At 40.4% G+C, this 23,567-nt stretch carries 29 protein-coding genes, 1 pseudogene and 2 riboswitches; of the genes and pseudogenes, 23 read left to right on the forward strand and 7 right to left on the reverse strand.

What is annotated here, in order from left to right; genetic code table 11:
• Positions 1 to 2: 2 nt before the first annotated feature.
• Both ACWATA_RS06725 and ACWATA_RS06730 read left to right on the forward strand, forming a co-directional pair.
• Positions 3 to 1,370, forward strand: a complete 1,368-nt coding sequence (locus ACWATA_RS06725; protein ID WP_473050210.1) for a nucleoside recognition domain-containing protein — start codon at positions 3 to 5, stop codon at positions 1,368 to 1,370.
• Positions 1,371 to 1,566: 196 nt separating this feature from the next.
• On the forward strand, positions 1,567 to 1,944 hold the full coding sequence (locus ACWATA_RS06730; protein WP_048019402.1) for a hypothetical protein: 378 nt from the start codon (positions 1,567 to 1,569) through the stop codon (positions 1,942 to 1,944).
• 45 nt (positions 1,945 to 1,989) lie between these two features.
• Here ACWATA_RS06730 and ACWATA_RS06735 read toward each other — a convergent pair whose 3' ends face one another.
• On the reverse strand, positions 1,990 to 2,370 hold the full coding sequence (locus ACWATA_RS06735) for a FixH family protein (protein ID WP_033580149.1): 381 nt from the start codon (positions 2,368 to 2,370) through the stop codon (positions 1,990 to 1,992).
• 229 nt (positions 2,371 to 2,599) lie between these two features.
• Between ACWATA_RS06735 and ACWATA_RS06740 the strand changes: the two genes are divergently transcribed.
• Positions 2,600 to 3,583, forward strand: coding sequence for an HD domain-containing protein (locus tag ACWATA_RS06740; RefSeq protein ID WP_430077941.1), 984 nt, complete (start codon positions 2,600 to 2,602; stop codon positions 3,581 to 3,583).
• A gap of 88 nt (positions 3,584 to 3,671) precedes the next feature.
• Here ACWATA_RS06740 and ACWATA_RS06745 read toward each other — a convergent pair whose 3' ends face one another.
• Positions 3,672 to 4,778: a GntR family transcriptional regulator gene (locus ACWATA_RS06745; protein WP_473049676.1), complete on the reverse strand. Its 1,107-nt coding sequence runs from the start codon at positions 4,776 to 4,778 to the stop codon at positions 3,672 to 3,674.
• A gap of 338 nt (positions 4,779 to 5,116) precedes the next feature.
• Here ACWATA_RS06745 and ACWATA_RS06750 point away from each other — a divergent pair, with 338 nt between their 5' ends.
• The 16 genes from ACWATA_RS06750 (at position 5,117) to ACWATA_RS06825 (ending at position 18,758) form a co-directional block, all read left to right on the forward strand.
• Complete coding sequence (locus tag ACWATA_RS06750) at positions 5,117 to 6,748, forward strand: xylulokinase (RefSeq protein WP_473049677.1); 1,632 nt, start codon at positions 5,117 to 5,119, stop codon at positions 6,746 to 6,748.
• Positions 6,742 to 7,440 (forward strand): L-ribulose-5-phosphate 4-epimerase, encoded by a 699-nt coding sequence (locus ACWATA_RS06755; RefSeq protein ID WP_473049678.1) that lies wholly within the window; start codon positions 6,742 to 6,744, stop codon positions 7,438 to 7,440. Before ACWATA_RS06750 ends, ACWATA_RS06755 begins: the two co-directional genes overlap by 7 nt.
• Before the next feature lie 29 nt (positions 7,441 to 7,469).
• Positions 7,470 to 8,894 (forward strand): L-arabinose isomerase, encoded by a 1,425-nt coding sequence (araA, locus tag ACWATA_RS06760; RefSeq protein ID WP_098999160.1) that lies wholly within the window; start codon positions 7,470 to 7,472, stop codon positions 8,892 to 8,894.
• 145 nt (positions 8,895 to 9,039) lie between these two features.
• On the forward strand, positions 9,040 to 10,419 hold the full coding sequence (locus tag ACWATA_RS06765) for a sugar porter family MFS transporter (RefSeq protein WP_033580154.1): 1,380 nt from the start codon (positions 9,040 to 9,042) through the stop codon (positions 10,417 to 10,419).
• A gap of 136 nt (positions 10,420 to 10,555) precedes the next feature.
• Complete coding sequence (locus ACWATA_RS06770) at positions 10,556 to 10,804, forward strand: hypothetical protein (RefSeq protein WP_473049679.1); 249 nt, start codon at positions 10,556 to 10,558, stop codon at positions 10,802 to 10,804.
• A gap of 146 nt (positions 10,805 to 10,950) precedes the next feature.
• Complete coding sequence (locus ACWATA_RS06775) at positions 10,951 to 11,826, forward strand: metallophosphoesterase family protein (RefSeq protein WP_223546690.1); 876 nt, start codon at positions 10,951 to 10,953, stop codon at positions 11,824 to 11,826.
• A gap of 157 nt (positions 11,827 to 11,983) precedes the next feature.
• Positions 11,984 to 12,154, forward strand: coding sequence for a hypothetical protein (locus tag ACWATA_RS06780; RefSeq protein WP_367076960.1), 171 nt, complete (start codon positions 11,984 to 11,986; stop codon positions 12,152 to 12,154).
• Between the two features lie 258 nt (positions 12,155 to 12,412).
• A complete protein-coding gene (locus ACWATA_RS06785) occupies positions 12,413 to 12,664 on the forward strand; it encodes a hypothetical protein (RefSeq protein WP_028414722.1) in 252 nt (83 codons plus the stop codon).
• An 80-nt stretch (positions 12,665 to 12,744) separates the two neighbouring features.
• A riboswitch (SAM riboswitch) is annotated at positions 12,745 to 12,855 on the forward strand.
• Between the two features lie 79 nt (positions 12,856 to 12,934).
• A riboswitch (cobalamin riboswitch) is annotated at positions 12,935 to 13,123 on the forward strand.
• Positions 13,124 to 13,273: 150 nt separating this feature from the next.
• On the forward strand, positions 13,274 to 15,568 hold the full coding sequence (gene metE / locus ACWATA_RS06790) for a 5-methyltetrahydropteroyltriglutamate--homocysteine S-methyltransferase (protein WP_165636347.1): 2,295 nt from the start codon (positions 13,274 to 13,276) through the stop codon (positions 15,566 to 15,568).
• A gap of 142 nt (positions 15,569 to 15,710) precedes the next feature.
• Entirely contained in the window at positions 15,711 to 16,328 is a 618-nt protein-coding gene (locus ACWATA_RS06795) for an acetate uptake transporter (RefSeq protein ID WP_048019411.1), read from the forward strand.
• A 119-nt stretch (positions 16,329 to 16,447) separates the two neighbouring features.
• On the forward strand, positions 16,448 to 16,948 hold the full coding sequence (locus tag ACWATA_RS06800; RefSeq protein WP_165636348.1) for a GNAT family N-acetyltransferase: 501 nt from the start codon (positions 16,448 to 16,450) through the stop codon (positions 16,946 to 16,948).
• Between the two features lie 118 nt (positions 16,949 to 17,066).
• Entirely contained in the window at positions 17,067 to 17,312 is a 246-nt protein-coding gene (locus ACWATA_RS06805; protein WP_028414718.1) for a hypothetical protein, read from the forward strand.
• Between the two features lie 189 nt (positions 17,313 to 17,501).
• On the forward strand, positions 17,502 to 17,657 hold the full coding sequence (locus tag ACWATA_RS06810; RefSeq protein ID WP_165636349.1) for a hypothetical protein: 156 nt from the start codon (positions 17,502 to 17,504) through the stop codon (positions 17,655 to 17,657).
• A gap of 137 nt (positions 17,658 to 17,794) precedes the next feature.
• Positions 17,795 to 17,995 (forward strand): helix-turn-helix transcriptional regulator, encoded by a 201-nt coding sequence (locus ACWATA_RS06815; protein WP_063247495.1) that lies wholly within the window; start codon positions 17,795 to 17,797, stop codon positions 17,993 to 17,995.
• Positions 17,996 to 18,148: 153 nt separating this feature from the next.
• Positions 18,149 to 18,313, forward strand: coding sequence for a hypothetical protein (locus ACWATA_RS06820; RefSeq protein ID WP_165573570.1), 165 nt, complete (start codon positions 18,149 to 18,151; stop codon positions 18,311 to 18,313).
• A 31-nt stretch (positions 18,314 to 18,344) separates the two neighbouring features.
• The gene (locus tag ACWATA_RS06825; protein WP_034264365.1) at positions 18,345 to 18,758 is read left to right on the forward strand and encodes a DUF5301 domain-containing protein; all 414 of its coding nucleotides are present in this window, start codon (positions 18,345 to 18,347) and stop codon (positions 18,756 to 18,758) included.
• Between the two features lie 81 nt (positions 18,759 to 18,839).
• Here the strand turns inward: ACWATA_RS06825 and ACWATA_RS06830 are convergent, their stop codons facing one another.
• Together ACWATA_RS06830 and ACWATA_RS06835 are read right to left on the reverse strand one after the other, a co-directional pair.
• The gene (locus ACWATA_RS06830) at positions 18,840 to 18,980 is read right to left on the reverse strand and encodes a hypothetical protein (protein WP_013058226.1); all 141 of its coding nucleotides are present in this window, start codon (positions 18,978 to 18,980) and stop codon (positions 18,840 to 18,842) included.
• Between the two features lie 166 nt (positions 18,981 to 19,146).
• On the reverse strand, positions 19,147 to 19,779 hold the full coding sequence (locus ACWATA_RS06835) for a LysE family translocator (RefSeq protein WP_321202032.1): 633 nt from the start codon (positions 19,777 to 19,779) through the stop codon (positions 19,147 to 19,149).
• A gap of 139 nt (positions 19,780 to 19,918) precedes the next feature.
• On the opposite strand from ACWATA_RS06835, the gene ACWATA_RS06840 reads away from it, so the two are divergent.
• Positions 19,919 to 20,530 (forward strand): transglutaminase-like domain-containing protein, encoded by a 612-nt coding sequence (locus ACWATA_RS06840; RefSeq protein ID WP_165636351.1) that lies wholly within the window; start codon positions 19,919 to 19,921, stop codon positions 20,528 to 20,530.
• A gap of 127 nt (positions 20,531 to 20,657) precedes the next feature.
• Positions 20,658 to 20,792 (forward strand): hypothetical protein, encoded by a 135-nt coding sequence (locus ACWATA_RS06845; RefSeq protein ID WP_255293408.1) that lies wholly within the window; start codon positions 20,658 to 20,660, stop codon positions 20,790 to 20,792.
• Positions 20,793 to 20,864: 72 nt separating this feature from the next.
• On the opposite strand, the gene ACWATA_RS06850 is transcribed toward ACWATA_RS06845, so the two are convergent.
• The 3 genes and pseudogenes from ACWATA_RS06850 to ACWATA_RS06860 all read right to left on the reverse strand — a co-directional run bounded on the left by ACWATA_RS06850 (position 20,865) and on the right by ACWATA_RS06860 (position 22,217).
• Positions 20,865 to 21,305, reverse strand: a complete 441-nt coding sequence (locus ACWATA_RS06850; protein ID WP_430077922.1) for a DUF5391 family protein — start codon at positions 21,303 to 21,305, stop codon at positions 20,865 to 20,867.
• Positions 21,306 to 21,382: 77 nt separating this feature from the next.
• Positions 21,383 to 21,580, reverse strand: coding sequence for a hypothetical protein (locus ACWATA_RS06855; RefSeq protein WP_473049681.1), 198 nt, complete (start codon positions 21,578 to 21,580; stop codon positions 21,383 to 21,385).
• A gap of 153 nt (positions 21,581 to 21,733) precedes the next feature.
• Positions 21,734 to 22,217: pseudogene (locus tag ACWATA_RS06860) on the reverse strand (DUF2500 domain-containing protein).
• 126 nt (positions 22,218 to 22,343) lie between these two features.
• On the opposite strand from ACWATA_RS06860, the gene ACWATA_RS06865 reads away from it, so the two are divergent.
• Complete coding sequence (locus ACWATA_RS06865; protein WP_047750302.1) at positions 22,344 to 23,309, forward strand: 2-hydroxyacid dehydrogenase; 966 nt, start codon at positions 22,344 to 22,346, stop codon at positions 23,307 to 23,309.
• An 11-nt stretch (positions 23,310 to 23,320) separates the two neighbouring features.
• On the forward strand, positions 23,321 to 23,551 hold the full coding sequence (locus ACWATA_RS06870; protein ID WP_049165787.1) for a DUF3953 domain-containing protein: 231 nt from the start codon (positions 23,321 to 23,323) through the stop codon (positions 23,549 to 23,551).
• The last annotated feature ends 16 nt before the right edge of the window (positions 23,552 to 23,567 follow it).

Consider the following 23,567-nt stretch of genomic DNA (forward strand, 5'->3'; position numbering starts at 1 on the left):
CGATGGAACAGCTAACGCGCTATGCGCAGCAGGCAAAAGAAAAAGATCATCGTTCAAATATGGTGGCAAGCATTTATCAGTCGTCACAGCAAATATGTAAAAAAGCCGTTGTATACGAAGACCGCTCAAAGCTTCAGCGCACGGAGAAATTGGATAAAGTCTTCACTTCGCCAATCTGGGGATTTCCGATTATGCTTGGTATTTTATCGGTGATTTTTTACATCACCATAGCAGGGGCAAACGTTCCTTCTGGATTAATTGCAGAAGGGTTCGGCTGGGCGGAAGGATATTTAACAGCTTTCTTTCAAGCGATGCATGCACCAGAATGGCTGCACGGAATTTTTGTATTAGGACTGTTTCGCGGTACGGGTTGGGTCATTAGCGTCATGCTGCCTCCAATGGCTATCTTTTTTCCGGTGTTTGCCCTTTTAGAAAACTACGGCTATTTGCCTCGCGTCGCGTTTAATATGGATCGTTTGTTCAAACGAGCAGGCGCACACGGCAAGCAGTCGCTGACGATGGCAATGGGATTTGGATGTAACGCCGCAGCGATTATGTCGACTCGTATTATTGAATCGCCGCGTGAACGTATGATGGCGATTTTAACGAATAACTTTGTTCCGTGTAACGGCAGATGGCCTACGCTGATTTTGTTAGCTTCTTTATTTATGGCAACAGGCTTTACAGGGAGTGCTAAAACTTTCGTAACGGCGCTTGTTGTAGTCGGAACGGTGTTATTTGGGATTGTTGTGACGCTGTTCGTATCATGGGCACTGTCTAAAACGGCGCTGCGTGGAGTACCAACACACTATACGCTAGAGCTCCCGCCTTACCGTAAGCCAAAATTTGTAGATACAATTGTGCGTGCGACGCTGGATAAATCGCTGTTTGTGTTAAAACGCGCGATTATTGTTGCAGCACCCGCAGCGGTATTAACGTGGGTATTGGCTAATATCTATATTGGCGATACGAGTATTTTAATGCACTTCGTTCAGTTTCTTGATCCGTTTGCCAAGACGCTAGGACTAGACGGGTATATATTAGCTGCTTTTATTATTGGCTTGCCGGCTAATGAAATTGTTGTACCAGTTTTACTGATGGCGTATTTATCAACGGGTTCATTAATTGAAATCGAAGATGCGACTCGACTCAAGCAAATTTTCCTTGATCACCACTGGACGTGGCTAACGGCTCTTAACATGATGCTGTTTTCGCTTCTGCATTTTCCGTGCGGAACAACGCTTGTGAACATTTATAAAGAAACCAAAAATGTTAAGTGGACGTTTCTTGCTTTTGCGATTCCAACAGTGATTGCGATTGGGGTTACGTTTGCGGTTGCTCAAGTGGTAAAAGCGTTTAACCTTATTTAAATATGAAATAAACGTGCAGGGCTTTGCGAAAAGTCCTGTATTTTTTATGAGTAGTCAATGAGATAAAGAGTATGATAGGGTGAACTTGATTGCTATTTGTTAGGTTAAATGGTAATTTGTATGATATAGATTTGCTTAATGCGCAAAAGAGATTAATAGAAAAAAGCGCCAATGAAATGCTAAAAGGAGGCTGACGGTGGGGATATTTTTTAATAAAATAGATTCAAACAAGAGGAGTAAGTATCAAACAAGGCTGTATTCTTGCTTCACTGTTCTCATCATAATCAATGTGATTAACAGCTGGTTTCTCGAGTGGCTGTGGCTTTATATCACCACAAGTAGCGTTCTTGTTATACTAGTGGTATTCCTGCTCAAAACACCTAAACGTGATTTAGAGAAAGAGTGGAAGCAGCTAGAAATAGAGAAAGACGAGGCTTTTGAAAACAGAGTCAATTTGATGATGATGAATGGCCGAAGTGACGTTCAGGCTATTAAATACATACGAAAAGAAAAAAATCTTGGTTTGCTTCATGCGAAGCAGTATCTTGACCGTATTAAAGAATCCAAGGAATAATAAAAACGACTTCTGGCAAGCAGAGGTCGTTTTTTAATAGGCAGTTTACTTTTTCTCGCCAACCGTTACTTTTTTCGTAAACATTTTCATGTCGCCTTTTATCGTCACATGAGCGGTAATCGTATATTCGCCGTCGTCTTTAAACGTATAGTCGGTGCTGTATGCGCCGTTATCCTGATGTTTTGCATCGATCATTTCTTGATTAATGTAGCCTTCTTTTTCAACTTGAATTTGTACGGCATCTGCATTTTTTATCTTTTTGTCTCCTTGTGTAACGAGCACGTTAATAGCTGTTTTTTCGTTTGCTTTAATGGTTTGAGGCACTTCAATTGTTCCTTTAACTTCCTGTGACTTTTGCTCATTTCCTTTCGAACAGCCGACCACGGCAATGACTAAAATGAGCAGCAGCATACTGAGCTTTTTCATAAATATCTCCTTTTTATCTTACTTTCTACTAGTAAATAAATTTCTCCATAAAACTTTATCACTTAAGTTATAAAATAAAATCATCCCAATGAGTGATTTTTATGAGTGTGACGGCAAGAAAATTGAACATTTTGTTACAAAAAATAGGTTACTATCGCAACGCGGCTTTACAGCATTGTGTCTTGACCTTAGGATTAAACATAATAAGCTAGTAAAAGGAGAGAAGGATATGCTTATACTTTATGATGAGCTGTACGGAAAATTTGAAATAGACGGCGTTCTTTTAGAACTCATTCAAAGTGATCCCGTACAGCGTTTAAAAGGAATTTACCAAGGCGGAGCGAGCCGGTTTGTAAATGAAAAATGGAATACTACTCGATATGATCATTCCGTTGGTGCGATGATGCTTGTACATAGGCTAGGAGGCTCTTTGGAAGAGCAAATAGCGGCTTTATTACATGACGTTTCCCATACGGCATTTTCTCATGTGATTGACTACGTTCTTGAACAAAAAGAAGAAAATTATCATGAAATGATTTACGAACAAATTGTGACCGGGTCGTCTATTCCTTCTATTTTAACGAGCGCCGGTTTAAACTGGCGAGATATCTTACTTGATGAAAGCCAGTGGACGTTGCTTGAACAGAACGCTCCGCGCTTATGCGCTGACCGCGTGGATTATACGCTGAGGGATTTGTACGTATGCGGCGAGATTACTTTACAAGAAGTGCATGTGTTTTTGGATCAGCTTGTCGGATTTAATGGACAAATGGCGTGCAGTAATTTATCAGCGGCAGAGTGGTTTGTGGATGCTTACTACAAAGAAGTCATTGGCTTTTTTATGCATCCGCTCAATATGTTTGGAAACTATCAGCTGACGGAAATTATCAAGCTTGCTTTGCAAAAAGATATAGTGTCTATGGAAGATTTTTTAAAGCAGGATGACGATGTGATTCGGTTGCTGAAAAACGCTGGAGATAGCAGCATTGAAGGGATGTTATCTGCTCTTTTTAACAGCAAAGCAGAAACAGGAACGGCGTCTTGTTATGATGTTTACCAAACGACAAAAATGCGCTGGGTTGATCCTCTTGTTATTGGTTCAGAGGGGGCGGCTCCTGTATCTCAGTTATCATTTACCGCTAAAAGAGCAATAGAGCAAGCGAAACAAAGGATAGAAAAAGGAGTATATATCATCGTTCAGGCTCCGTTATAAAATGAATCGTTACATAAAAAAGGGGATGCAATAATGTGCATCCCCTTATCTTATAAGAAGTTTTATAGACCTCTAAAGAAGCTTTCTCTTAACGAACTTCATCAGGCTTTGCAGTTAGTTCTTTAATCGTTTCTCCTTCAACTAACACCGGCTGATAGTAAGTTTCGTTTGGCAAATCTTTTTTGCCCTGCAGCTTTTTAATGATCCAATCAGCCGCGTCGTGTCCCATTTGTTCCTGCGGATGGGTTAACGTTGTTAAATTAATCGTTGCATTTTTAGCAATGTACGAATTATCTTGACCAATAATTGACAACTTGTCCGGAATGGAAATGCCAAGCTGTCTGCATACATTTACAACTTCTAATCCGACTTCATCGTTATAGCAGACAAGAGCGGTCATTTCGTCTTGATTTTCAGTGAGAAACTCTTTTAAATTAGCGTACAAATCGAGCTTTGTTTCGGTGTTAAAAGACAAAATATGCTCAGGCTGAAAGCGTAGTTTTGCATCACCGAGCGCTTTTATGTAGCCTTTCATTCGGTATTTTCCCTGCAGGTCATCCATTTTTGCAATAAGTCCAATTTGTGTATGTCCTTTTGAAATTAATTCATTTGTGGCAAGGTAGCTTGACTGAACGTCATCTAAACAAAAAAACGGAACCTCTAATTCTTCGTAGTAGGCGTTAATCATCGTAAATGGAACGTCTTGTTCTTTGAATGATAAATAATACGAGATGTTTGGATTGTACAAATTACTTTTTGTAGGCTCAACAATTAAGCCGTCTACTCCGTAGGAAAGCATCATTTCCAGCGCTTTTTTTTCTTGTTCTACATCATTATTCGTGCTCGCCAGCAGCAGCGAATAATTATCTTTATTTAACCTGCTTTCAATTCCACGAATAATAGAAGGGAAAATATAGTCGGAAATATACGTGGTAATAACGCCGATCGTTTTGTTGGCAGAAGCCCCGCTAGATTTTGATTGATACTGATTGCTTACATAGGTGCCAGATCCTTTTTCACTTCTTAAAAATCCTTCATTCGACAGCTCTAAAATGGCTTTTCGAACCGTATGTCTGCTGACACCGTACGTTTCTTGCATGACCGATTCAGTCGGGATTTGCTCTCCAATGCTGTAATCGCCTGAAAGAATTTTGCTTTTTATATCTTCAATAATCACCTGATATTTTGGCTTCATGTTTTCACTTCTTTCGTAGTTGTATACATTCAACTTTTTTTATGTGTAAAATTTGTATGGACATATTTTATCATGAACGTGAATAAATGAAAAGATTTCCGTAATTTTTAATCAAAAGGAAAATGATTTAAGGGTTGAATACCGATTTTTTAAAAGTTTAAGAAGAGAATAGTAGGGTGTTTTGAGCATTTGTGTGCATATATAATTTTATTATTGACAAATGTACGTACAAATAAATATACTTAAGTTGTTAACAAATTCAAACAGCGTTACATAAAACGGAAAGCGCTTCCTTACTGCTATAGGTATCTTTATAGCTATCAGAAAGGAGATTAAACGTGAAAACAACTCAAGAAAGCATAAAACAAGCAATTGCTAAAGGAAAAACGTCCCTTGGAATTGAACTTGGATCTACTCGTATTAAAGCGGTGCTGATCAATGAAAACTTTGAAACGATAGCATCAGGCAGTTATGAATGGGAAAATCTCTTAGAAGACGGTTTTTGGACGTACAACTTACTCGATATTATTACAGGTCTGCAAAGTGCTTACCGTGAAATGAAGCAAGAAGTGGAACGAAGCTACGGGATCACCATTCGAACAGTTGGCTCTATCGGTGTTTCAGCTATGATGCACGGATATATGGCGTTTGATAAAACGGGTGAGCTGCTTGTTCCGTTTCGAACGTGGCGTAATGCAACAACAAGCGAAGCAGCAAAAGAATTAACTGAACATTTTAACTTTAATATTCCTGAACGATGGAGCATTGCGCATCTGTATCAGGCAATCATCAATCAAGAAAAACACCTGCCGCGCATCCATTACATAACAACGTTAGCCGGCTATATTCACTGGCTGCTGACGGGCACTAAGGCGCTTGGCATTGGAGATGCTTCGGGGATGTTTCCAATTGATGAACGCACGCAAAATTACAGTGAAGATATGATGAAGAAGTTTAATGAGCTTATTTCTTACAAAGGATATCCGTGGCAACTATCAGATATTCTGCCTGCAGTTCATACTTCAGGCGAGCAAGCAGGCATGTTAACAGCGATAGGAGCTAGTATTTTAGATCAATCAAAAAATTTGCAGCCGGGCATTCCGTTTTGTCCTCCAGAAGGAGATGCAGGAACGGGAATGGTGGCGACAAACAGCGTAAGAAAACGTACGGGAAATGTTTCAGTAGGAACGTCCGTTTTTGCGATGATTGTACTAGATAAAAAGCTTTCAAAAGTCTATCCGGAAATTGATTTGGTTACCACGCCAAACGGCAGTCCAGTTGCCATGGTTCATGCGAATAACTGCTCAAGCGACTTAAACGCTTGGCTCGGATTGTTTCGTGAATTTTCGGAGGCGATGGGGCAAAAAGTAGAGTCGGATAAATTATTCCAAGTGATGTTAAATAAAGCGTTAGATGCTGATCCTGATGGAGGGGGCTTGCTTAGCTACGGCTATTTCTCAGGTGAAAATATTACCGGAGTAGAAAGTGGACGTCCGCTATTTGTCCGGTCAGCAAAAAGCAATTTTAATCTAGCAAACTTTATGCGAACGCATCTTTTTACAGCTTTTGGCGCTCTAAAAATAGGAATGGATCTTTTAGTCAAAGAAGAAAACGTAAAGATTCATAGTATTTTAGCGCACGGAGGATTATTTAAAACGCCGGTAGTGGGTCAAAAAATGATGGCAGCGGCAATTAATACCCCGGTTTCCGTCATGGACACAGCAGGAGAAGGCGGCGCGTGGGGCATGGCTATTCTTTCTTCTTATATGCTCAATAAAAGTGAGAATGAAAGTTTAGAAGATTTCTTGGATAATAAAGTCTTTAAAGAAGTGACCGCACAGGAAATCTACCCTGACGAACTCGATGTAAAAGGGTTTGAAGCATTTATTAAAAGATATAAAAAAGGGCTAGTAATTGAAAAAGCAGCTGCCGAGCATCACAGCGAAGAACGGGAGGAGTTACTGTGCTAGATAAATTAAAAGAAGAAGTATTTCAAGCAAACCTCGATTTGCCAAAACACGGACTGGTCAAGTACACGTGGGGAAATGTAAGTGCAGTTGACCGAGATAGCGGTTTGTTTGTGATTAAACCAAGCGGTGTTACGTATGAAAAAATGACGGCACAAGACATGGTAGTCGTCGATTTAGATGGCCGCGTGGTAGAAGGTGAGCTTAATCCGTCCTCTGATACGCTGACGCACGCCGTATTGTATAAGCACTACCCACAAATTGGCGGTATTGCTCATACGCATTCAACGTGGGCGACCATTTGGGCTCAAGCAGGGCTCGATGTGCAGGCAATGGGAACGACTCATGCCGATACCTTTTATGGTTCCGTACCGTGCGCGCGCTTTTTGACAGAAAAAGAAGTAAATGACGGATATGAAGTGGAAACGGGCAAGGTGATTATTGAAACGTTTGAAAAGCGCGGTTTAGATGTGCTAGCAGTTCCTGGAATTTTACTTCAAGGGCACGGGCCGTTTACGTGGGGAAAAGATGCCAAAACGGCGGTAATGAACAGCGTCGTATTAGACGAAGTATCCAAAATGAATTTCTTTACCCAAAAATTAAACGGGCTGGCTGAAGAGCTGCCTCAGCGTATATTAGACAAACATTATTTACGAAAACACGGACAAAACGCGTATTACGGGCAAGGGAATTAAAAGACTTACATATAGAAAAGGGGATTATCATGTTAAAAACAACTCAAAAAGAATTTTGGTTTATTGTTGGTTCACAGCATCTTTACGGAAAAGAAGCGCTAGCAGAAGTAAAAGCACACGCGCAAAGTATGACTGATACTTTAAATGAAAGCGGTATCTTACCTTATCCGCTTGTGCTGCAAGATTTAGCTGTGAGTGCTGATACGATTACAAGCATGATGAAAGAAGTGAATTACCGAGATGAAGTTGCCGGTGTAATCACGTGGATGCATACGTTCTCGCCTGCAAAAATGTGGATTCGCGGTACCAAGTTACTGCAAAAACCGCTGCTTCATTTGGCAACACAATTTAACGAAAGTATTCCTTGGGAAACAATTGATATGGATTTTATGAACTTGAATCAGTCCGCTCACGGTGATCGTGAATACGGCTTTATCAACGCGCGTTTGAACAAGCAAAATAAAATTGTAGTAGGCTACTGGGAGCGCCCCGACGTACAGCAGCAAATTGCACAGTGGATGGACGTAGCCGCTGCTTATAACGAAAGCTTCAACATTAAAGTCGCGCGTTTCGGTGACAATATGCGCAACGTCGGCGTAACGGAAGGAGACAAAATCGAAGCGCAAATTCAATTTGGATGGACGGTTGACTACTTTGGAATCGGTGACCTTGTTCAATATGTAGATGCCGTTACGGAAGAAGAAATCAATGATTTATTTGCTGAATATGCCGACGCGTATGAATTTGTTTACGGCGATTATTCTGCAGAAGACTGGGAATCTAGCGTAAAAGTACAGGCAAGCTATGAAATTGCGATTAAACGTTTTCTAGACGAAGGCGGCTACAGCGCTTTTACGACTAACTTTGAAGATCTATACGGCATGAAGCAGCTTCCTGGTCTAGCGGTACAGCGCTTGATGGCACAGGGATACGGCTTTGCTGGTGAAGGAGACTGGAAAACAGCGGCGCTTGACCGCTTGCTCAAAGTGATGAGCCATAATCAGTCAACGGGCTTTATGGAAGACTACACGTATGAATTGGCTCCCGGACGTGAGTCAGTGCTTCAATCACACATGCTTGAAGTAGACCCGACGCTAGCAGTAAACAAGCCAAAACTAATCGTTTCTCCGCTAGGTATCGGTAACCGCGAAGATCCGGCCCGCTTAGTGTTTGACGGTAAACAAGGAGAAGGCGTAGTCGTTTCTATGGCTGACTTCGGCACGCATTACAAGCTGTTAATTAACGAAGTATCGGCATTTGAGCCGGAAGTTCCAGCCCCAAACCTTCCGGTAGCACGCGTGCTTTGGAACATTAAGCCGAACTTTCAAGACGGCGTTAAAGCGTGGATTGAAAACGGAGGAGGCCATCATACGGTTCTTTCATTAAATTTAACTACGGATCAAATTGTGAGCTATGCAAAGCTTGTGAATTTAGAGTACGTCATTATTAAGTAAGCATCATTACTTCCAAGGGAGCGCTGCTTCCTTGGAAGTGAAAATATAGCGTCAGTAAAAGAACGCCGTGTTTAGAAATAAATGAAAGCGTTTTAAATAAGTGTGGCAGGAAGAAAAACTAAGACAATACAAAGGGGATATAATCATGAGTAAAGTATCAAGTAAGTTTATCTTCTTCTTCGGCTCATTTGCCGGTATTTTATTCGGTTATGATATTGGGATTATTGCTGGTGCAGAAGGTCATATCCGTGAAGCGTTTCATTTAAGTCCGCTGTGGCTGGGGATTGTGGTTTCATCGCTAATGGGCGGAGCCATTATCGGTTCTATTTTAAGCGGATTATTAGGTGATAAGTTTGGACGAAGAAAGTTAATTTTAATTTCCTCTATCATTTTTCTGTTAGGCTCCATCGGTTCAGCGATTGCACCAGAGGAAATTACGTTAACGATTGCGCGCGTCTTTTTAGGTACAGCAGTGGGAACGGCTTCTTCTTTAGTTCCTGCCTATATGTCAGAAATCGCACCTGCTCATATTCGCGGGAAGCTTTCAGGTTTAAATCAGCTAATGATTGTAATTGGGTTATTGTTAAGCTATATCGTAGCCTTTATTTTTGAGCCGGTTCCAAACAGCTGGCGATTAATGCTTGGAAGCGCCGGTATTTTTGCGATCGTTTTATGCATCGGTATGATCAAGCTTCCGGAGTCACCTCGCTACTTAATTAAAAACGGAATGGCAGATAAAGCGCGTGAAGTACTGCGCACGCTTCGTTCCTCAGCAGCTGAAGTCGAAGCTGAAGTATCTGAAATTCAAAGCGTAGCTGTGCATGAACAATCAGGCATTAAACAGCTGTTTCAGAAAAAGTTTCGTTTAGCTTTAATTATCGGTGTCGGAATGGCAACTTTTCAGCAGATTCAAGGCTCCAACTCAATTGTTTATTATGCAACAAGCATTGCCCGTCAAGTTGGTTTAGCGCCGCAGGTAGCTGCTGGTTTTACGGTTATTGTTGGGGTAATTTTTGTGGTGACAACACTTATTTTTCTACAGTTTGTTGATAAATTCAACCGCCGTACCATTCTTACGGTTGGCGGAGCGGGAATGGCTCTTTCCTTTTTTACACCGGCTATTCTTGGAGCAGTAGGCGTTAATGAATCCGTTGTTAACTGGGTTACGTTAATTGCACTTTGCTGCTTTATCCTGTGCTATGCGTTTTCTTGGGCGCCGCTTACGTGGATCATTGTAGGAGAAATTTTCCCGCTTTCTGTGCGCGGAATCGGTGCTGGTATTTCATCTGCCTTTAACTGGACAGGATCGCTTGCAGTAGGGCTTGTGTTTCCTATTTTAGCCGATCAGTTTAGCTTAGGCGTAATCTTTTCAACATTTGGGATCATTTGTGTTCTCGGATTATTCTTCATACGCTTTGTAGTTGTTGAAACAAAAGGACGTAGCCTAGAGCAAATTGAAACGGACATGGCAGCTCGCTCTGAAAGAAATTCTTTAAGTCCAGTTGAGCGTAATAAATACGTCTAATTGTTGTTTAAATGTAAGAGGCTGCGATAAAAGTATGTTAGCCGAAGTGAAAAACGAACCACTAATCAAACACTTTGATTAGTGGTTCGTTTTTTATGGTGAACGCAGGTTTCAGCTGTTTCATTTCTTCTAGCAGTTGATTGGAGAGCAAGGCGAAGACTCCTGCGGGAAAAGCGGAACAGGTGAGACCCCGCAGGCGCACAAGCGACGAGGAGGCTCATCGGCCGCCCGCGGAAAGCGAAGCCTTGCACGGAAATCAACTGCGGTGTCACAAGCGGTTCAGCTCATGTATTCCTTTGTTCATTTTTGGATTATGCTCCAGCTCGTATTAATAGATACTGAGATTCTAGCTTTTATGTTGTCCTATCCGTGCTTAACAAAATGAAAGAATAGATAGGCTATGAAAACTAATTTAAATGTGCGTTCTTCTTACAAGAAGATAGTGACCTTCATCAGCAAATTCTCATATAAATAAGTAAGCTTGTTTACTTTTAACTAAATTTATTTAGTAATAGGGGGATTAACTAGTTGATGAATTTGACGCTTCATGAACGTTCTGAAAAGTTATTAAAGCAAAGAATTAAACAATTAAATCCGAGAGATCCATTCAACTTTGTTTTTATGGGCGACAGCAGAGGTGACGGACCAAACGATAATTGTTACACGATGAGCGGTGAATTTGAGCTTGTGTTAAAAAAGGCGGTGGAATTGAATCCGCTGTTCATTATTCATGGGGGAGACACCGTGTATACAGGAGAAAAGAGGTATTTGGAGCACTTTGTTAAAGTTGTCGAAAAAATAGCACCAAACATTCCCGTGTTTGTATGCGTAGGGAATCATGATGAATTAAACCTTGAAGAAAGCAACCTCGAAAACTTCAGAGCCACTATCGGAAAAGTGCACTGGGTCATTGATATTCCTGTCTTTAACTTCCGGTGCATCGCATTAAATAATATCATCAGTCCCAAGAATAAAATATATGGATTTACAGATAGAGAGCTGAATTATTTAGAGCAGCAGCTAGAGGATGCTCCTCGTAATACCGTTGTAGCCATGCATGCGCAGCCAAATATTGGCCGGTGGTCAGACCTGGGAGGTTTTCCTGTAACGACTCCTCAGAGTCAAGAATTTTTTGATTTAATTCAAGAACATCGCGTGAAAAAAGTGTTAGTCAGCCACGTGCATGCGTATGACGAGCAGTTTATTAGAAAAAACAGAAACGGGTCGTTTACGCTTGGAAGAGGTACTGATTTTGTATTATCAGGAGGCGCGGGTGCTCCCCTTGATTTTGAACCGCCTTTAATTTTAAATAATTATAATTTTACGGAGTTTTTTGTTAGCCGGTACGACATTTTAGGACCTCTTCTTTGGAAGGATTTTGGACGACCTCGAAGAAGTTGTTTGTAAAAACAAGAAAGTAGAAAGCTAGGTTCAAAAAAAAGAGGCTGGGAAAAAAGGGTTTTAGGCGAAATGAAAAATGAACCACTAATCAAGCATCTTGATTAGTGGTTCATTTTTTTATTAGGGTAAACGTAGATTTCATGTGTATAGGTCTTTCTAGCAGGTGATTGGAGCACAAGACGAAGACTCCTGCGGGAAAAGCGGAACACGTGAGACCCCACAGGAGCTTATGCGACGAGGAGGCTCAGTGACCGCCCGCGGAAAGCGAAGTCTTGTACGGAAATCAACTGCGGTGTCACAAGCGATTCAGCTCATGTATCCCATTTGCCTTTAGATTGGATTCACTTGGTTATGTCTCAACCTCTTTTGGAAAACCGTACGAAACCTTGTAGCAGAAGGCCCAGTCAAGCGTTATAATAGATAGTGAATGATGATATATTCTCTATATTTGTCATATATTTGTATTACATATGTAATTGAAGAAAAATATTCACTTGATATACTGTTTAATGACTTAACTTTATCTTAACATTCACAGTGAAATGCGTGTTTATAGAGGCTTAAAACATACACAGCAAATGGAGGAGCTATCATGGCAAACGAAAAGATGCAAGAAGGACTCAATCGTTTTATTAAGGAAGATTTAAATGACCTTTTAGGTAGACTGTTCCCCCTAATGGACCGAGAATGTGCGGAAGAAAAGAGAATGCTTATCGAAACGGCGGTAGAGTACATCTATTCTTCAGGGTATCATCAAGGAGCAAAAGACTTGATCGAAACACATCGAAAAGATGATTACAAATTATTAAGGCAAAAATTAGCGTCAACGCCTCCTGAAAACTAATTTTTTTGAAATTTCTTTTGACAACATAAATGTAAGGTGTTAAGATGACTCTACATTCAAAATATTATAAACAATTAAAACTCTTATTGAGAGAGGCGGAGGGACTGGCCCTGTGAAGCCCGGCAACCATTTAACAATCTTGTTAAAAAGGTGCTACATCCTGCAAAGCGTACAGCTTTGAAAAATAAGAGAGGATTTCATAGATACTATGCCTCTCTATTCATGATAGAGAGGCTTTTTATTTTATGTGAATATGTTTTGAATGAACAATTTCATAGAAATGCATCAGGTGCTGTGTAACGAATGTACGCAGCTTAAAAGGGAAGACCGGTGAAAAGCCGGCGCGGTCCCGCCACTGTAATGGAGAGCAACTTATTAACCACTGTTTCATGTTGAAATGGGAAGGGATAGGAAGCGATGAACCTAAGTCAGGAGACCTGCCTGTTGTATGCACTTAAGCTCTACGGGATATAGAGAGGAGTGAGGAATACGTGTTGAGAAAAACAGGCTATCTCAACTTTAGTTAAGTATGCGTATCATCTCTCTTTTCATTTCGAAAAGGGAGATTTTTTAGTTTAGCGATAAAAAAATATATAGGGAGTGGAAAAAATGAGCAGTGTAAAAAGTTCAAATGTAGGTTATCCAAGAATTGGTGAAAAACGAGAATGGAAAAAAGCGCTTGAGCAGTTTTGGGCAGGAAAGCTAGAGAAAGATATCTTTCTTCAGGAAATTGAAGCTCTTCGTCTTGGGCATCTGAAAAAACAGCGTGACGCAGGAATTGAATTAATTCCAGTCGGCGATTTTAGCTTATACGATCACGTGTTAGATACAGCCGCTATGTTTGGTTTGGTGCCAAAGCGCTTTGAATATAGCGGAGGCCCGGTATCCCTTGAAACGTATTTTGACATCGCCCGAGGAACAAAAGGTGCGGTAGCCTCTACGATGACAAAATGGTTTAACACAAATTATCACTACATTGTACCCGAGCTTGAGGAATGTACGCCAGCACTTGTAGAAAATCGCCCGCTTCAATTTTACAAAGAAGCAAAACAAAAGCTGAATATCAAAGGCAAACCCGTTATTTTAGGTCCAGTAACATTTGTGAAGCTGTCAAAAGGATATAAAAAAAGTGAGTTTAAAAAAGTAGTTGAACAATTTGTTCCTCTTTATGCAACAATCTTAGCGGAGCTGCAGGCAGAAGGCGTGGAGTGGGTACAAATAGATGAGCCGGTTTTAGCTACAACGCTATCAAAAGAAGACCTGGCACTGTATAAAGAAGTCTATGAAGCTTTGAAAAAAGCGGCACCGAATGTAAAAGTCATTTTGCAGACGTATTTTGACAGCGTAGATTACTATAAAGAAGTAGTTGCTCTTCCTGTTCACGGAATTGGATTGGATTTTGTACATGACCGAGGCGAAAATCTCACGGCGCTTAATAAATATGGGTTTCCAACTGATAAAGTGCTGGCAGCAGGAGTGATTGACGGACGAAACATTTGGCGTGAAAACTTGGACGAACAGCTTTTAACAATCAGTGAAATTGAAGAAGCCGTATCAAAAGACCGTTTGATTCTGCAGCCTTCATCAAGTTTATTACATGTTCCTGTCACGGTGAAAAGCGAAAAAACCATTGAGCCAATTCTAAAAAACGCGCTGTCTTTTGCAGATGAAAAGCTAAAGGAAATCACGCTTTTAACAAAAGCGGTGCAGCAAGGAAAAGAAGCAATAGAAAAAGAAATAAGTGAAAGTAAACAGGCGATTCAAGCATTAAATGGATCATCTTTTCGAAACCATCAAGACGTGCAAAAAGAGCTGAAGCAGCTGCACAGCTATAAAGCACAGCGCCAAGCGTCGTTTGACGTACGTCAACGCGTTCAGCAAGAAGCGTTTCAACTGCCGCTTCTTCCAACGACAACAATTGGAAGCTTTCCGCAAACAAAAGAAGTGCGAAAAGAGCGTCTGAAGTGGCGTAAAGGAGAGTTAAGCGATGAAGCATATGAAGCGTACATTAACGCTGAAATCAAAAAATGGATTGAAATTCAAGAAGACATCGGCTTAGATGTCCTTGTGCACGGAGAGTTTGAGCGCACGGACATGGTTGAATACTTCGGTGAAAAATTAGGAGGTTTTCAGTTTACGAAGTTTGGCTGGGTGCAATCATACGGTTCTCGCTGCGTGAAGCCGCCGCTTATTTACGGAGATGTCTCGTACGAGCAGGCGATGACGATCAAAGAAACGGTCTACGCACAGTCTCTAACCAATAAGCCTGTTAAAGGAATGCTGACGGGGCCGATTACGATTTTAAACTGGTCATTTGTGCGTGATGATATCCCGCGCTACGACGTGGCAAATCAAATTGCGCTTGCTCTTAGAAAAGAAGTGGAAGCACTTGAAAGTCAGGGCATCTCAATGATTCAAGTAGATGAACCGGCGCTGCGTGAAGGACTGCCGTTAAAACGAGAAAACTGGGAAAGCTACTTGAACGCCGCGGTGTACGCGTTCAAATTAGCCACAGTATCGGTGCAAAACGAGACGCAAATTCACACGCATATGTGCTATTCGGAATTCGAAGAGATTATTGATGCGATCAAAGCGCTTGATGCCGACGTGATTTCCATTGAAACGTCCAAAAGCCATGGTGAATTAATTTATGCGTTTGAAAAACATACGTATAACCAGGGAATTGGACTTGGCGTATATGATATCCACAGCCCGCGCGTACCGAAGCTTGAAGAGCTGACACGAAACATTGACCGCGCTCTAAAAGTGCTTGATCCTGCATTGTTTTGGATTAATCCCGACTGCGGTCTTAAAACAAGAGGAATCAGCGAGACGGTGGAAGCTTTAAAAGTGATGGTTGAGTCTGCAAAACAAACAAGAAAAAATTTATTACAAAACGCTTAATAACAAGAAAGTAAAGGCCAAGCAGTGTAAACGCTACATTGCTTGGTCTTATGGGTTTTTTAAAGGCCAAAAATATCCATTGACACTTCCCTTAGATTTTTGTATCTTTTTAAAGGTGTTTTTAAAATCAGGGAGGTACAACATGAGTAACAACAGCACGCAGCACGTTAAAATTGTAACAGCTGATCCATCAGCGCTAGGCCTATTCGGACTTGCCATGGTGACACTTGTTGCATCGTTTCAAAAGCTTGGGGTAACCGATGGTGTTTCATTGGTATTGCCATGGGCGATTTTTTTAGGCGGAATAGGGCAGCTAATCGCGTCTATGCAAGATTTCAAACATAATAATACCTTCGGCGCAACGGCTTTTGGTGCCTTCGGTTTATTTTGGCTAGGTGTAGCTATGACATGGCTTATTCAGCTTGGAGCATTTGGAGAAGCGCTCGCAAAAGAAGCGGATCCGAAGCAGCTAGCATTTGCTTTTGTCGGCTACTTAATTTTCAGCGTTTTTATGACGATTGGAGCAATGGGCACTCATAAAGTATTATTTATTATTTTTGTGTTAATTGATTTTTTATTTATTGGATTATCGCTAAGTACATTTGGTGTGGCATATGAATACACGCACTTACTAGCAGCAGTCTCAGAGCTATTAATTGCTCTGTTTTCATTCTATGGATCTGCAGCGGCTGTATTAAATACTCACTACGGTCGAGTTGTGCTTCCAGTGGGCAAGCCATTTGGTGCATTTATTAAATAATCAAGACGTTCATTAAACAGCGAAGTAGGGTTGAATTCTGTATGATGCAGAGGTCAATCCTTTTTTGTTTGTGCGTTTTTATATATAGTAGAAAGAGAGAAAGAGAATAGTAGCTTTTAATGAAAGGAAACGTTTCAATGATTATAAGACAAGTGGATGAAAAAGATTTAAACCAATTAATTACGTTAGAAAACAAAGGGTTTACACCTGATGAAGCTGCCTCAAAAGATGCATTTATCACGCGGATCAAAACCATTACTGATACGTTTATCATCGCTGAAGAAAATGACGAAATAATTGGATATGTGAACGGACCCGTCATTTCAGCTCCGTTTATTACGGATGATTTGTTTGAAAAAACGATTTCGAACCCTGAAACAGGTGGTCATCAAAGTATTTTAGGTATCGTTGTAAACCCCAAGCATCATCATAAAGGAATTGCCAGTATGCTGCTAAAAGAGTTTGAAAAACAAGCGCGGAACAAACAGCGCGTAACGGTGACTTTAACATGTAAAGAAGAATTGATTCCGTTTTATGAAAAAAACGGATATGTGAATCAAGGAGTTGCGCAGTCCCAGCATGCAGGCGTGCAGTGGTTTAATATGAGTAAGGAGCTTTAATTTTTACGAAAAATAAAATGATATAAAAAAAGCACAAGTTCTCTTTTAATGAATTTGTGCTTTTTTTACTCTTTATTATGTATAATTATTGTAAATATGTAAAAGTGAGGGTGTTTACATGAATAAGTACGGCGTGCTTTCTTTTATACTAGTAATCATCAGCTTTTCATTTTTTATGGTAAGAAGAGGTCCCGGTGTGAATATGTATGTCGATATTGCAGTGCTGGGGATTCTTTCGCTGGTGGGCATTGTTTTTGCGTCTGTGTCGAAAAAATGGTATTCAATTATTGGCGGAGTTGTTTTAAACTTTTGGATGCTTTCATTAGCAGTGTTTTTGTTCGTTGTAGGCATTATAGAAAAGTAAGAAGTGAGGGGTTTTTAACTAATTTTAATAAATGTATAACAATAAGGGGAAAATGGACAGGACAAAAGTATTTTAGTTGAAGGAAGATCCGAACGATGAATTGAGATTCTTAATGAAGAATCAAATTTGTTCGGGTTTTTTTATTGTGATGGTGAACATGTGCTTAATCTATTTCGTTGCTTCTAGCGGTTGATTGGAGGGCAAGGCGAAGACTCCTGCGGGAAAAGCGGACTAGGTGAGACCCCGCAGGAGCGTAAGCGACGAGGAGGCTCAGCAGCCGCCTGCGGAAAGCAACCGCGGGATTCATCCTCAATCATTTATCCCGTTTGCTCGTCTTTAGATTGAATTAATTTTGTTATATCTCAATCTCTTTTTTAGGTAGGTAAGAGACATTAATTTGTCAAACATATTTGACAGTAACAAGGAAGATAATATAAGATATGGATGTAAAAAGTTTTTTACATTTTAGAGATGAGTGATGAATGGTGGAAAACCGAATTAAAGAACTGCGTAAAGTTAAGCGGATGTCTCAAGATGAACTGGCGAAAGTATGCGGCGTATCTAGACAAACGATTAATGCAATTGAAAACAATAAGTATGATCCAAGCTTAGCGCTGGCTTTCCAGCTGGCCCAAGAACTGGGAGCAACAGTAGATGAGCTGTTTTTATTTCATAAATCATAAGTTAGTAAAAAAAGGTAATGTGAAGCAACGATCTTCCTAGTAGGCGTGTTGACGATTCTGACCTATAAGCGAACAATACATAAGTAGGTAGAAGATTAATACTATTTCTATTGCTTCATATAAAAAATTCACCAAGAGATGGCGGTGAAATGAATGAAAAATCGAGCTGCACGAGTAGCTCTTACAAGTACGGGCATGTTACTGTTGATGATAACGTTAATACTTCCTGTTCCGGGATTAATCTATAGTTTACTTGTAGGAAGCAGCATTGTACTAAAAGGATGCGGAACAGGAGGAATAAAAAGGTGTATCACCTGAATGCAGAGTGATGCGGAAAAGGAGGTTCCTTTTGAAAAAAAGAACGATTATTATAGCTGCACTTTTATTTATCATCGTATTTTATTTTACATATACCGGGAAAGCCTATCAGTTAAAAGACGTCATAAAAGTAGATGAAGCAAACGTTACGCGTATTGAAATAGATACGGACGAAGGAAAACGTGTAGTAGATGATAAAAAAGAGATAAAGCAAATCGTACATTCTTTGGCAAAAATAGAAGTGAAAAAAAGCAAGGAGCTGGACCCAAAGTTTGACCAGGCGTACTGGGTAAAAATCGTCGAAAGCGGAAAAGATGCGTACGGCTTAACGATTTACGATAATGACTACATAAAAGCGTTTAACTTTGAAGATAAAAAACAAGCGACGTATACGATTGTTAAAGATCAAAAAGTAGATGTCAAAAAGCTGTTTTCAACTAAATAAAAAACCTACTAAAAAAGACAGCCTGCGCTGTCTTTTTTTATAAAAATAATAGATTGAAAATTTTGACTATTTTAAGTGGAATTAATCCTTGCCTATATAATTAATAAATGATTGAATTAGGTCAATATCAGGGTTAACTAACAGTGCTGGAAGAAGGCCAAATGTTAATAATACAAGGACGTTTGATCCAATAAAGATGCGAAGTGCTTTTTTGATTTTCATGATATTTCCTCCCTTTTTTATATTTTCGTATAAAAAGAGAAAAAAATCAATAGAAATGTGACGAAATTGTGAACTTTTTGTCTGATAGTCCCTGATAGATTATAAAAATTCCCTCTCTATACTAGATAAAGAGGGGATATAGTAGACCATAAAATATGTAGAAACATTAAAAGTACATGCGCAGATTCCCGATAAATTGGTAGAGAAAATAGCATGAAAAGCCAATTAAGATACATCCAGCTGCAATAGAAACCCATTTGATATAAAGCTGATTCAGCACTTTTCTAGTTCCAGAGACAATTGTCATTAAGCCCAGATCATGAATTAAAATTCCCGTTAATATTCCGGCAGCAATCACTAGGAAATGAAACGAGTGAGAGGCTTGAAGCGAATTTGTCAGCACCGTCCCAAACACGCTCAGCCAAAAAATGAGATTGCTCGGAGAAATCGCAACAAAGATTCCGTTCACATAAGAAGAGGCAAACGACTTTTTTACGTGTTCTCCAGGAGCCGTTATATCATGATCCGCGTGTCTAATGCTGTCATAGCCAATATAAAGTAAAAAAAGTGCCCCTACAAGCCACATAACAAGCTGGATAAAAGGAGCAGACAAAAAAGAAGCCAGTCCAGAGTAAAGAAGCACAATTAGCAACAAATCAACCGTCATGCCTCCAAGTCCCACAACCCAGCCGTGAAGAAAACCATTTTTTAAACCTTGCTTCGTCATTTCAATCGTTACCGTACCAACGGGAAGGGCAATCGAAAGACCGAGCAGCACATTTGTTAAAAATAACGTCACCAAAAACAAAACCTCTTTCAATCTCGTATCTACTATCGTTTTCCGTTTAAGTGGTCTTTCATTATATAAAAATATGTAATAAAATTCAATATTATGAATAAAAAAACATACAGTGAAGATAAGAGGAGGAAAAAAGTAAATGAAGTTAATTTGTGAATCGTTAAAAAAAGAAGACTACACGCAAGAACTTCCTGAAGTGAATTTTACACATTCTTTGATTCAACAAAAGGTACGTGAACTCAAAAGCGGTTCGCCTTATTCTCCAATAGCGTACATAAAAAAAGCGTATGAGTTTGTGAGAGATGAAGTTTCTCATTCATGGGATATTCAAAGCAGAATCATCACGAAAACGGCTTCAGAGGCTTTAAAAGAAAAGGAAGGAATTTGTTACAGCAAATCTAATCTACTAGCCGCTTTGCTGCGTGCAGAAGGGATTCCGACAGGCTTTTGTTATCAAAGATTAATCCTTGGGGATACGATAGACACAGGCTACTGTATTCATGCGTTAAATGCTGTCTACATCAAAAGTGAAGAGAAATGGATTCGATTAGACGCGAGAGGAAATAAAGAAGGAGTGCAAGCCGACTTTTCGCTAAAAAAAGAAAAACTGGCTTTTCCAGTAAATCCTACACAGGGTGAAGTAGACTATGCGACTATTTATACAAAACCTCGCAAAGAAACAATGGACGTGTTGTCTCAGCACGAAGACTGCTTGGATATGTATTTGCACTACTTGCCTACCGAGCTATAAAAAGCGGCTGGGATAAACGTATTTTAGTTGAAGGAAGATCCGAACGACGAATGGAGAACCTTAATAGAGAATGAAATTCGTTCGGATTTTTTATTGATAGTTTCATGTATGTGGCTGCTTCTAGCTGGTGATTGGAGGGCAAGACGAAGACTCCTGCGGGGAAAGCGGAACAGGTGAGACCCCACAGGAGCGTAAGCTACGAGGAGGCTCACCGGCCGCCCGCGGAAAGCGAAGTCTTGCACGGAAATCAACAGCGGTGTAACAAGCGGTTCAGCTCATCTCTCCATTTTATTCGTCTTTAACTGAAAAATTAGTATGCCATCTCTTCACCATTTTAAACGCTTTCCTGCATAGTGGCTGACGGTCTTTTAAACGCAGCAACAAACCACACAATATTTGTAATCAGTAAGCCTAAGCAAGAAATCATGACTCCTATGATGGAAGCTAAGTTTCCTGAGAAATCTTCCAGTCCAAATAAAAACAGAGCCGGCATTAGTAATAGAGTACTAGCAGCGATTAAAAGTCCAATGCTGCAAAAAGCAGCCATCACAAATTTTAAGAAATGCATTCCTAGCAGATAAAATGCTAAAGGCAATAGATATAAAAATAGAATCATGCCAAGAGATAACCACATCCCAACTGAGCCGAACGTATTAACGTTGGGGCCTGAATCTGCTAAAGGAGAAAGCGAAGCAAGAACTATGATAGAGCAGAAAAATAGGGCGGAAAGCAAAGTGGTGATCGCCACACTATTTTTTGCTGTAGAATTACGCACTGTTTGTTAACCTCCTTTCCAAATTAAAAGTATATGGATTAATTTTACAATATAAAAGTCTGGAAATCACCAATTTTTTACAAAAATGTTCGATAAGCTGGATAATAATGAAGAGAAGATGGGCTGAGATAATACACGTGAACATATTTTTTGTGTAGGCCTGGATAGTGTGTTTCGTGCCAGTATTGCGTCAGTATTGTTTGAATAGGGTGCGAATGAGGGGCCTCTCCGTAATGTCCGTAGTAGATACCGCTGCCTGAATAAGGAGAATACATAAAATCACCTGCCTGCTTAAATGAATGTGTTACACGGTATGTTTTTACGTTGGTTAACGTTCTTCTACAATGCAAAAAGGGCACAATTAGGTCATTGGCTATATGAATGCTCCATTACAGTAAAAAAGACCTCTAAAGGCACGAGGTCATAAGCTAAGCATCTGTATGTTCTTCACTGAGATTTCTTTGAAAATCCAAAAAACGAGTTCCTTGAAACGTCAGTATTCCTTCGTCTCCTTCTGCAAGCTTGCCGTACTGGCTGCCTGAAACAGTAAATTCAGAGCGGTCGGTGCTTTCAAATTGAAAGGTTACGTTAGTAAGTTGTAGACGTATGAGAGTGGTGATGTTCGTGAGCGTGACTGTTGTGGTGCTGGACGTTTGTCCGTTTGCCCGTAATTTTTGCTTTTACAGATAGACGGGGAGACTGCTCATTTTTGCTCCACGTGCTGATTCCTTTAAAAATAGAAAATAAGAAAATACCAATAACAATAAAAAAAAATAGCATAACAAACGTAGGCATTCCGTTAAATAACGCATCGTCTGGAAAAAAAGCGCCTCCGCTTAGGTCAGCATCACCTTCAAAAACAATGTCATCTCCGGACGGGTCATCTTCAAATATCATTTCATCTTCAAACATTCGTATTCCCCCTTACTATAAATACGGTTCCTGAATGGAAAAAGTTTCATCTTTATAGTAGTCTTATGATAGGATAGCTAGTTACTATTCATACATATGAGTGAACAAGGAAAAGGAGAGATCAACATGGGGAAATACAAAGTTGTTATGTCTGGAAAGACGTGGCCAAACGCTTACGAAAAGCTAGCGGAACACTGCGATATTCAAATGTGGGAAGGAGAAGGGAAGATTCCACAAGAAACGCTGCGCGACTGGCTTCGTGATGCTGACGGCTTTTTTAATATCGGCCACATTACAGTGGATGAAGAGCTGTTAGAAGCAGCACCGAATCTGCGCGTTATTTCTCAATCAGGCGTCGGGTATGACAGTGTAGATGTCGAAGCGTGTACCAAAAAAGGGGTGCCGTTTAGCAATACGCCAGGAGTGCTAGTAGAAGCAACGGCAGACTTAACGTTTGGTCTCTTATTGTCAGCAGCTCGCCGCATTCATGAAGGCTATGAAAAAGTGAAACAAGGAAACTGGGAAACGGTATTTGGCGTTGATTTATTTGGAAAAACGCTTGGTATTGTTGGAATGGGCGATATCGGAAGCGCTGTTGCCAGACGAGCAAAGGCATCGGGGATGAACATCGTTTACCACAACCGAAGCCGCAAGCATGAAGCAGAAAAAGAGCTTGATGCCGTATATCTTTCGTTTGAAGAACTGCTTCACACAGCTGACTGTATCGTATGCTTAGTACCGCTTTCAGATCAAAGCAAAGGCATGTTTGGAGAAGCGGAATTTAAAGCAATGAAAAGCAGCGCGTATTTTGTGAACGCAGCGCGCGGGGGATTAGTGGATACGGAAGCACTGTACGAAGCGCTGAAACATGAAGAAATTGCGTATGCCGCACTGGACGTAACAGATCCAGAGCCGCTTCCGGCAGATCACAAGCTGCTGCAGCTTTCAAATGTGCTAGTAACGCCGCATATTGGAAGCGCTACGTACGAAACGCGCAATCGAATGGCAGATCTAGCCGTACAGAACCTGCTTTTAGGCCTTGAGAAAAAGCCTTTAGTGACGTGTGTAAACGAAGAAGTGAATTACAAGTAAGAAGAGATTTTTTGTTAAAAGCATTACAGCTTATTTTTTCAATTATTACCGTTGGACTGGCTCTTTATATGATGCTCACCCACAATGACCAGTTCCTTTCGCTTTTAAATATACTTCTAGGCTTAACGATGCTAGTTTTAGGAGCAATTGAGTGGCAAAAAAGAAAGAAAACCAGCGCGTGGCTGCTGTTTTTCGTTGCGCTATTCAGCTGGTTTGTCGGTCTTTATCGCATGACCATTTAAAAACGCTTGGCATACG

Source organism: Priestia sp. USM5 (assembly GCF_058323215.1).

Coding starts and splice junctions, on each gene's coding strand:
- ACWATA_RS06855 (WP_473049681.1), bottom strand. CDS start 21,580: ATGTATTCTCCTTATTCAGGCAGCGGTATCTACTACGGACATTACGGA.
- ACWATA_RS06745 (WP_473049676.1), bottom strand. CDS start 4,778: ATGAAGCCAAAATATCAGGTGATTATTGAAGATATAAAAAGCAAAATT.
- ACWATA_RS06765 (WP_033580154.1), top strand. CDS start 9,040: ATGAGTAAAGTATCAAGTAAGTTTATCTTCTTCTTCGGCTCATTTGCC.
- ACWATA_RS06820 (WP_165573570.1), top strand. CDS start 18,149: ATGAAAAATCGAGCTGCACGAGTAGCTCTTACAAGTACGGGCATGTTA.
- metE (WP_165636347.1), top strand. CDS start 13,274: ATGAGCAGTGTAAAAAGTTCAAATGTAGGTTATCCAAGAATTGGTGAA.
- araA (WP_098999160.1), top strand. CDS start 7,470: ATGTTAAAAACAACTCAAAAAGAATTTTGGTTTATTGTTGGTTCACAG.
- ACWATA_RS06735 (WP_033580149.1), bottom strand. CDS start 2,370: ATGAAAAAGCTCAGTATGCTGCTGCTCATTTTAGTCATTGCCGTGGTC.
- ACWATA_RS06795 (WP_048019411.1), top strand. CDS start 15,711: ATGAGTAACAACAGCACGCAGCACGTTAAAATTGTAACAGCTGATCCA.
- ACWATA_RS06865 (WP_047750302.1), top strand. CDS start 22,344: ATGGGGAAATACAAAGTTGTTATGTCTGGAAAGACGTGGCCAAACGCT.
- ACWATA_RS06815 (WP_063247495.1), top strand. CDS start 17,795: ATGGTGGAAAACCGAATTAAAGAACTGCGTAAAGTTAAGCGGATGTCT.
- ACWATA_RS06830 (WP_013058226.1), bottom strand. CDS start 18,980: ATGAAAATCAAAAAAGCACTTCGCATCTTTATTGGATCAAACGTCCTT.
- ACWATA_RS06740 (WP_430077941.1), top strand. CDS start 2,600: ATGCTTATACTTTATGATGAGCTGTACGGAAAATTTGAAATAGACGGC.
- ACWATA_RS06775 (WP_223546690.1), top strand. CDS start 10,951: ATGAATTTGACGCTTCATGAACGTTCTGAAAAGTTATTAAAGCAAAGA.
- ACWATA_RS06785 (WP_028414722.1), top strand. CDS start 12,413: ATGGCAAACGAAAAGATGCAAGAAGGACTCAATCGTTTTATTAAGGAA.
- ACWATA_RS06805 (WP_028414718.1), top strand. CDS start 17,067: ATGAATAAGTACGGCGTGCTTTCTTTTATACTAGTAATCATCAGCTTT.
- ACWATA_RS06725 (WP_473050210.1), top strand. CDS start 3: ATGGAACAGCTAACGCGCTATGCGCAGCAGGCAAAAGAAAAAGATCAT.
- ACWATA_RS06840 (WP_165636351.1), top strand. CDS start 19,919: ATGAAGTTAATTTGTGAATCGTTAAAAAAAGAAGACTACACGCAAGAA.
- ACWATA_RS06800 (WP_165636348.1), top strand. CDS start 16,448: ATGAAAGGAAACGTTTCAATGATTATAAGACAAGTGGATGAAAAAGAT.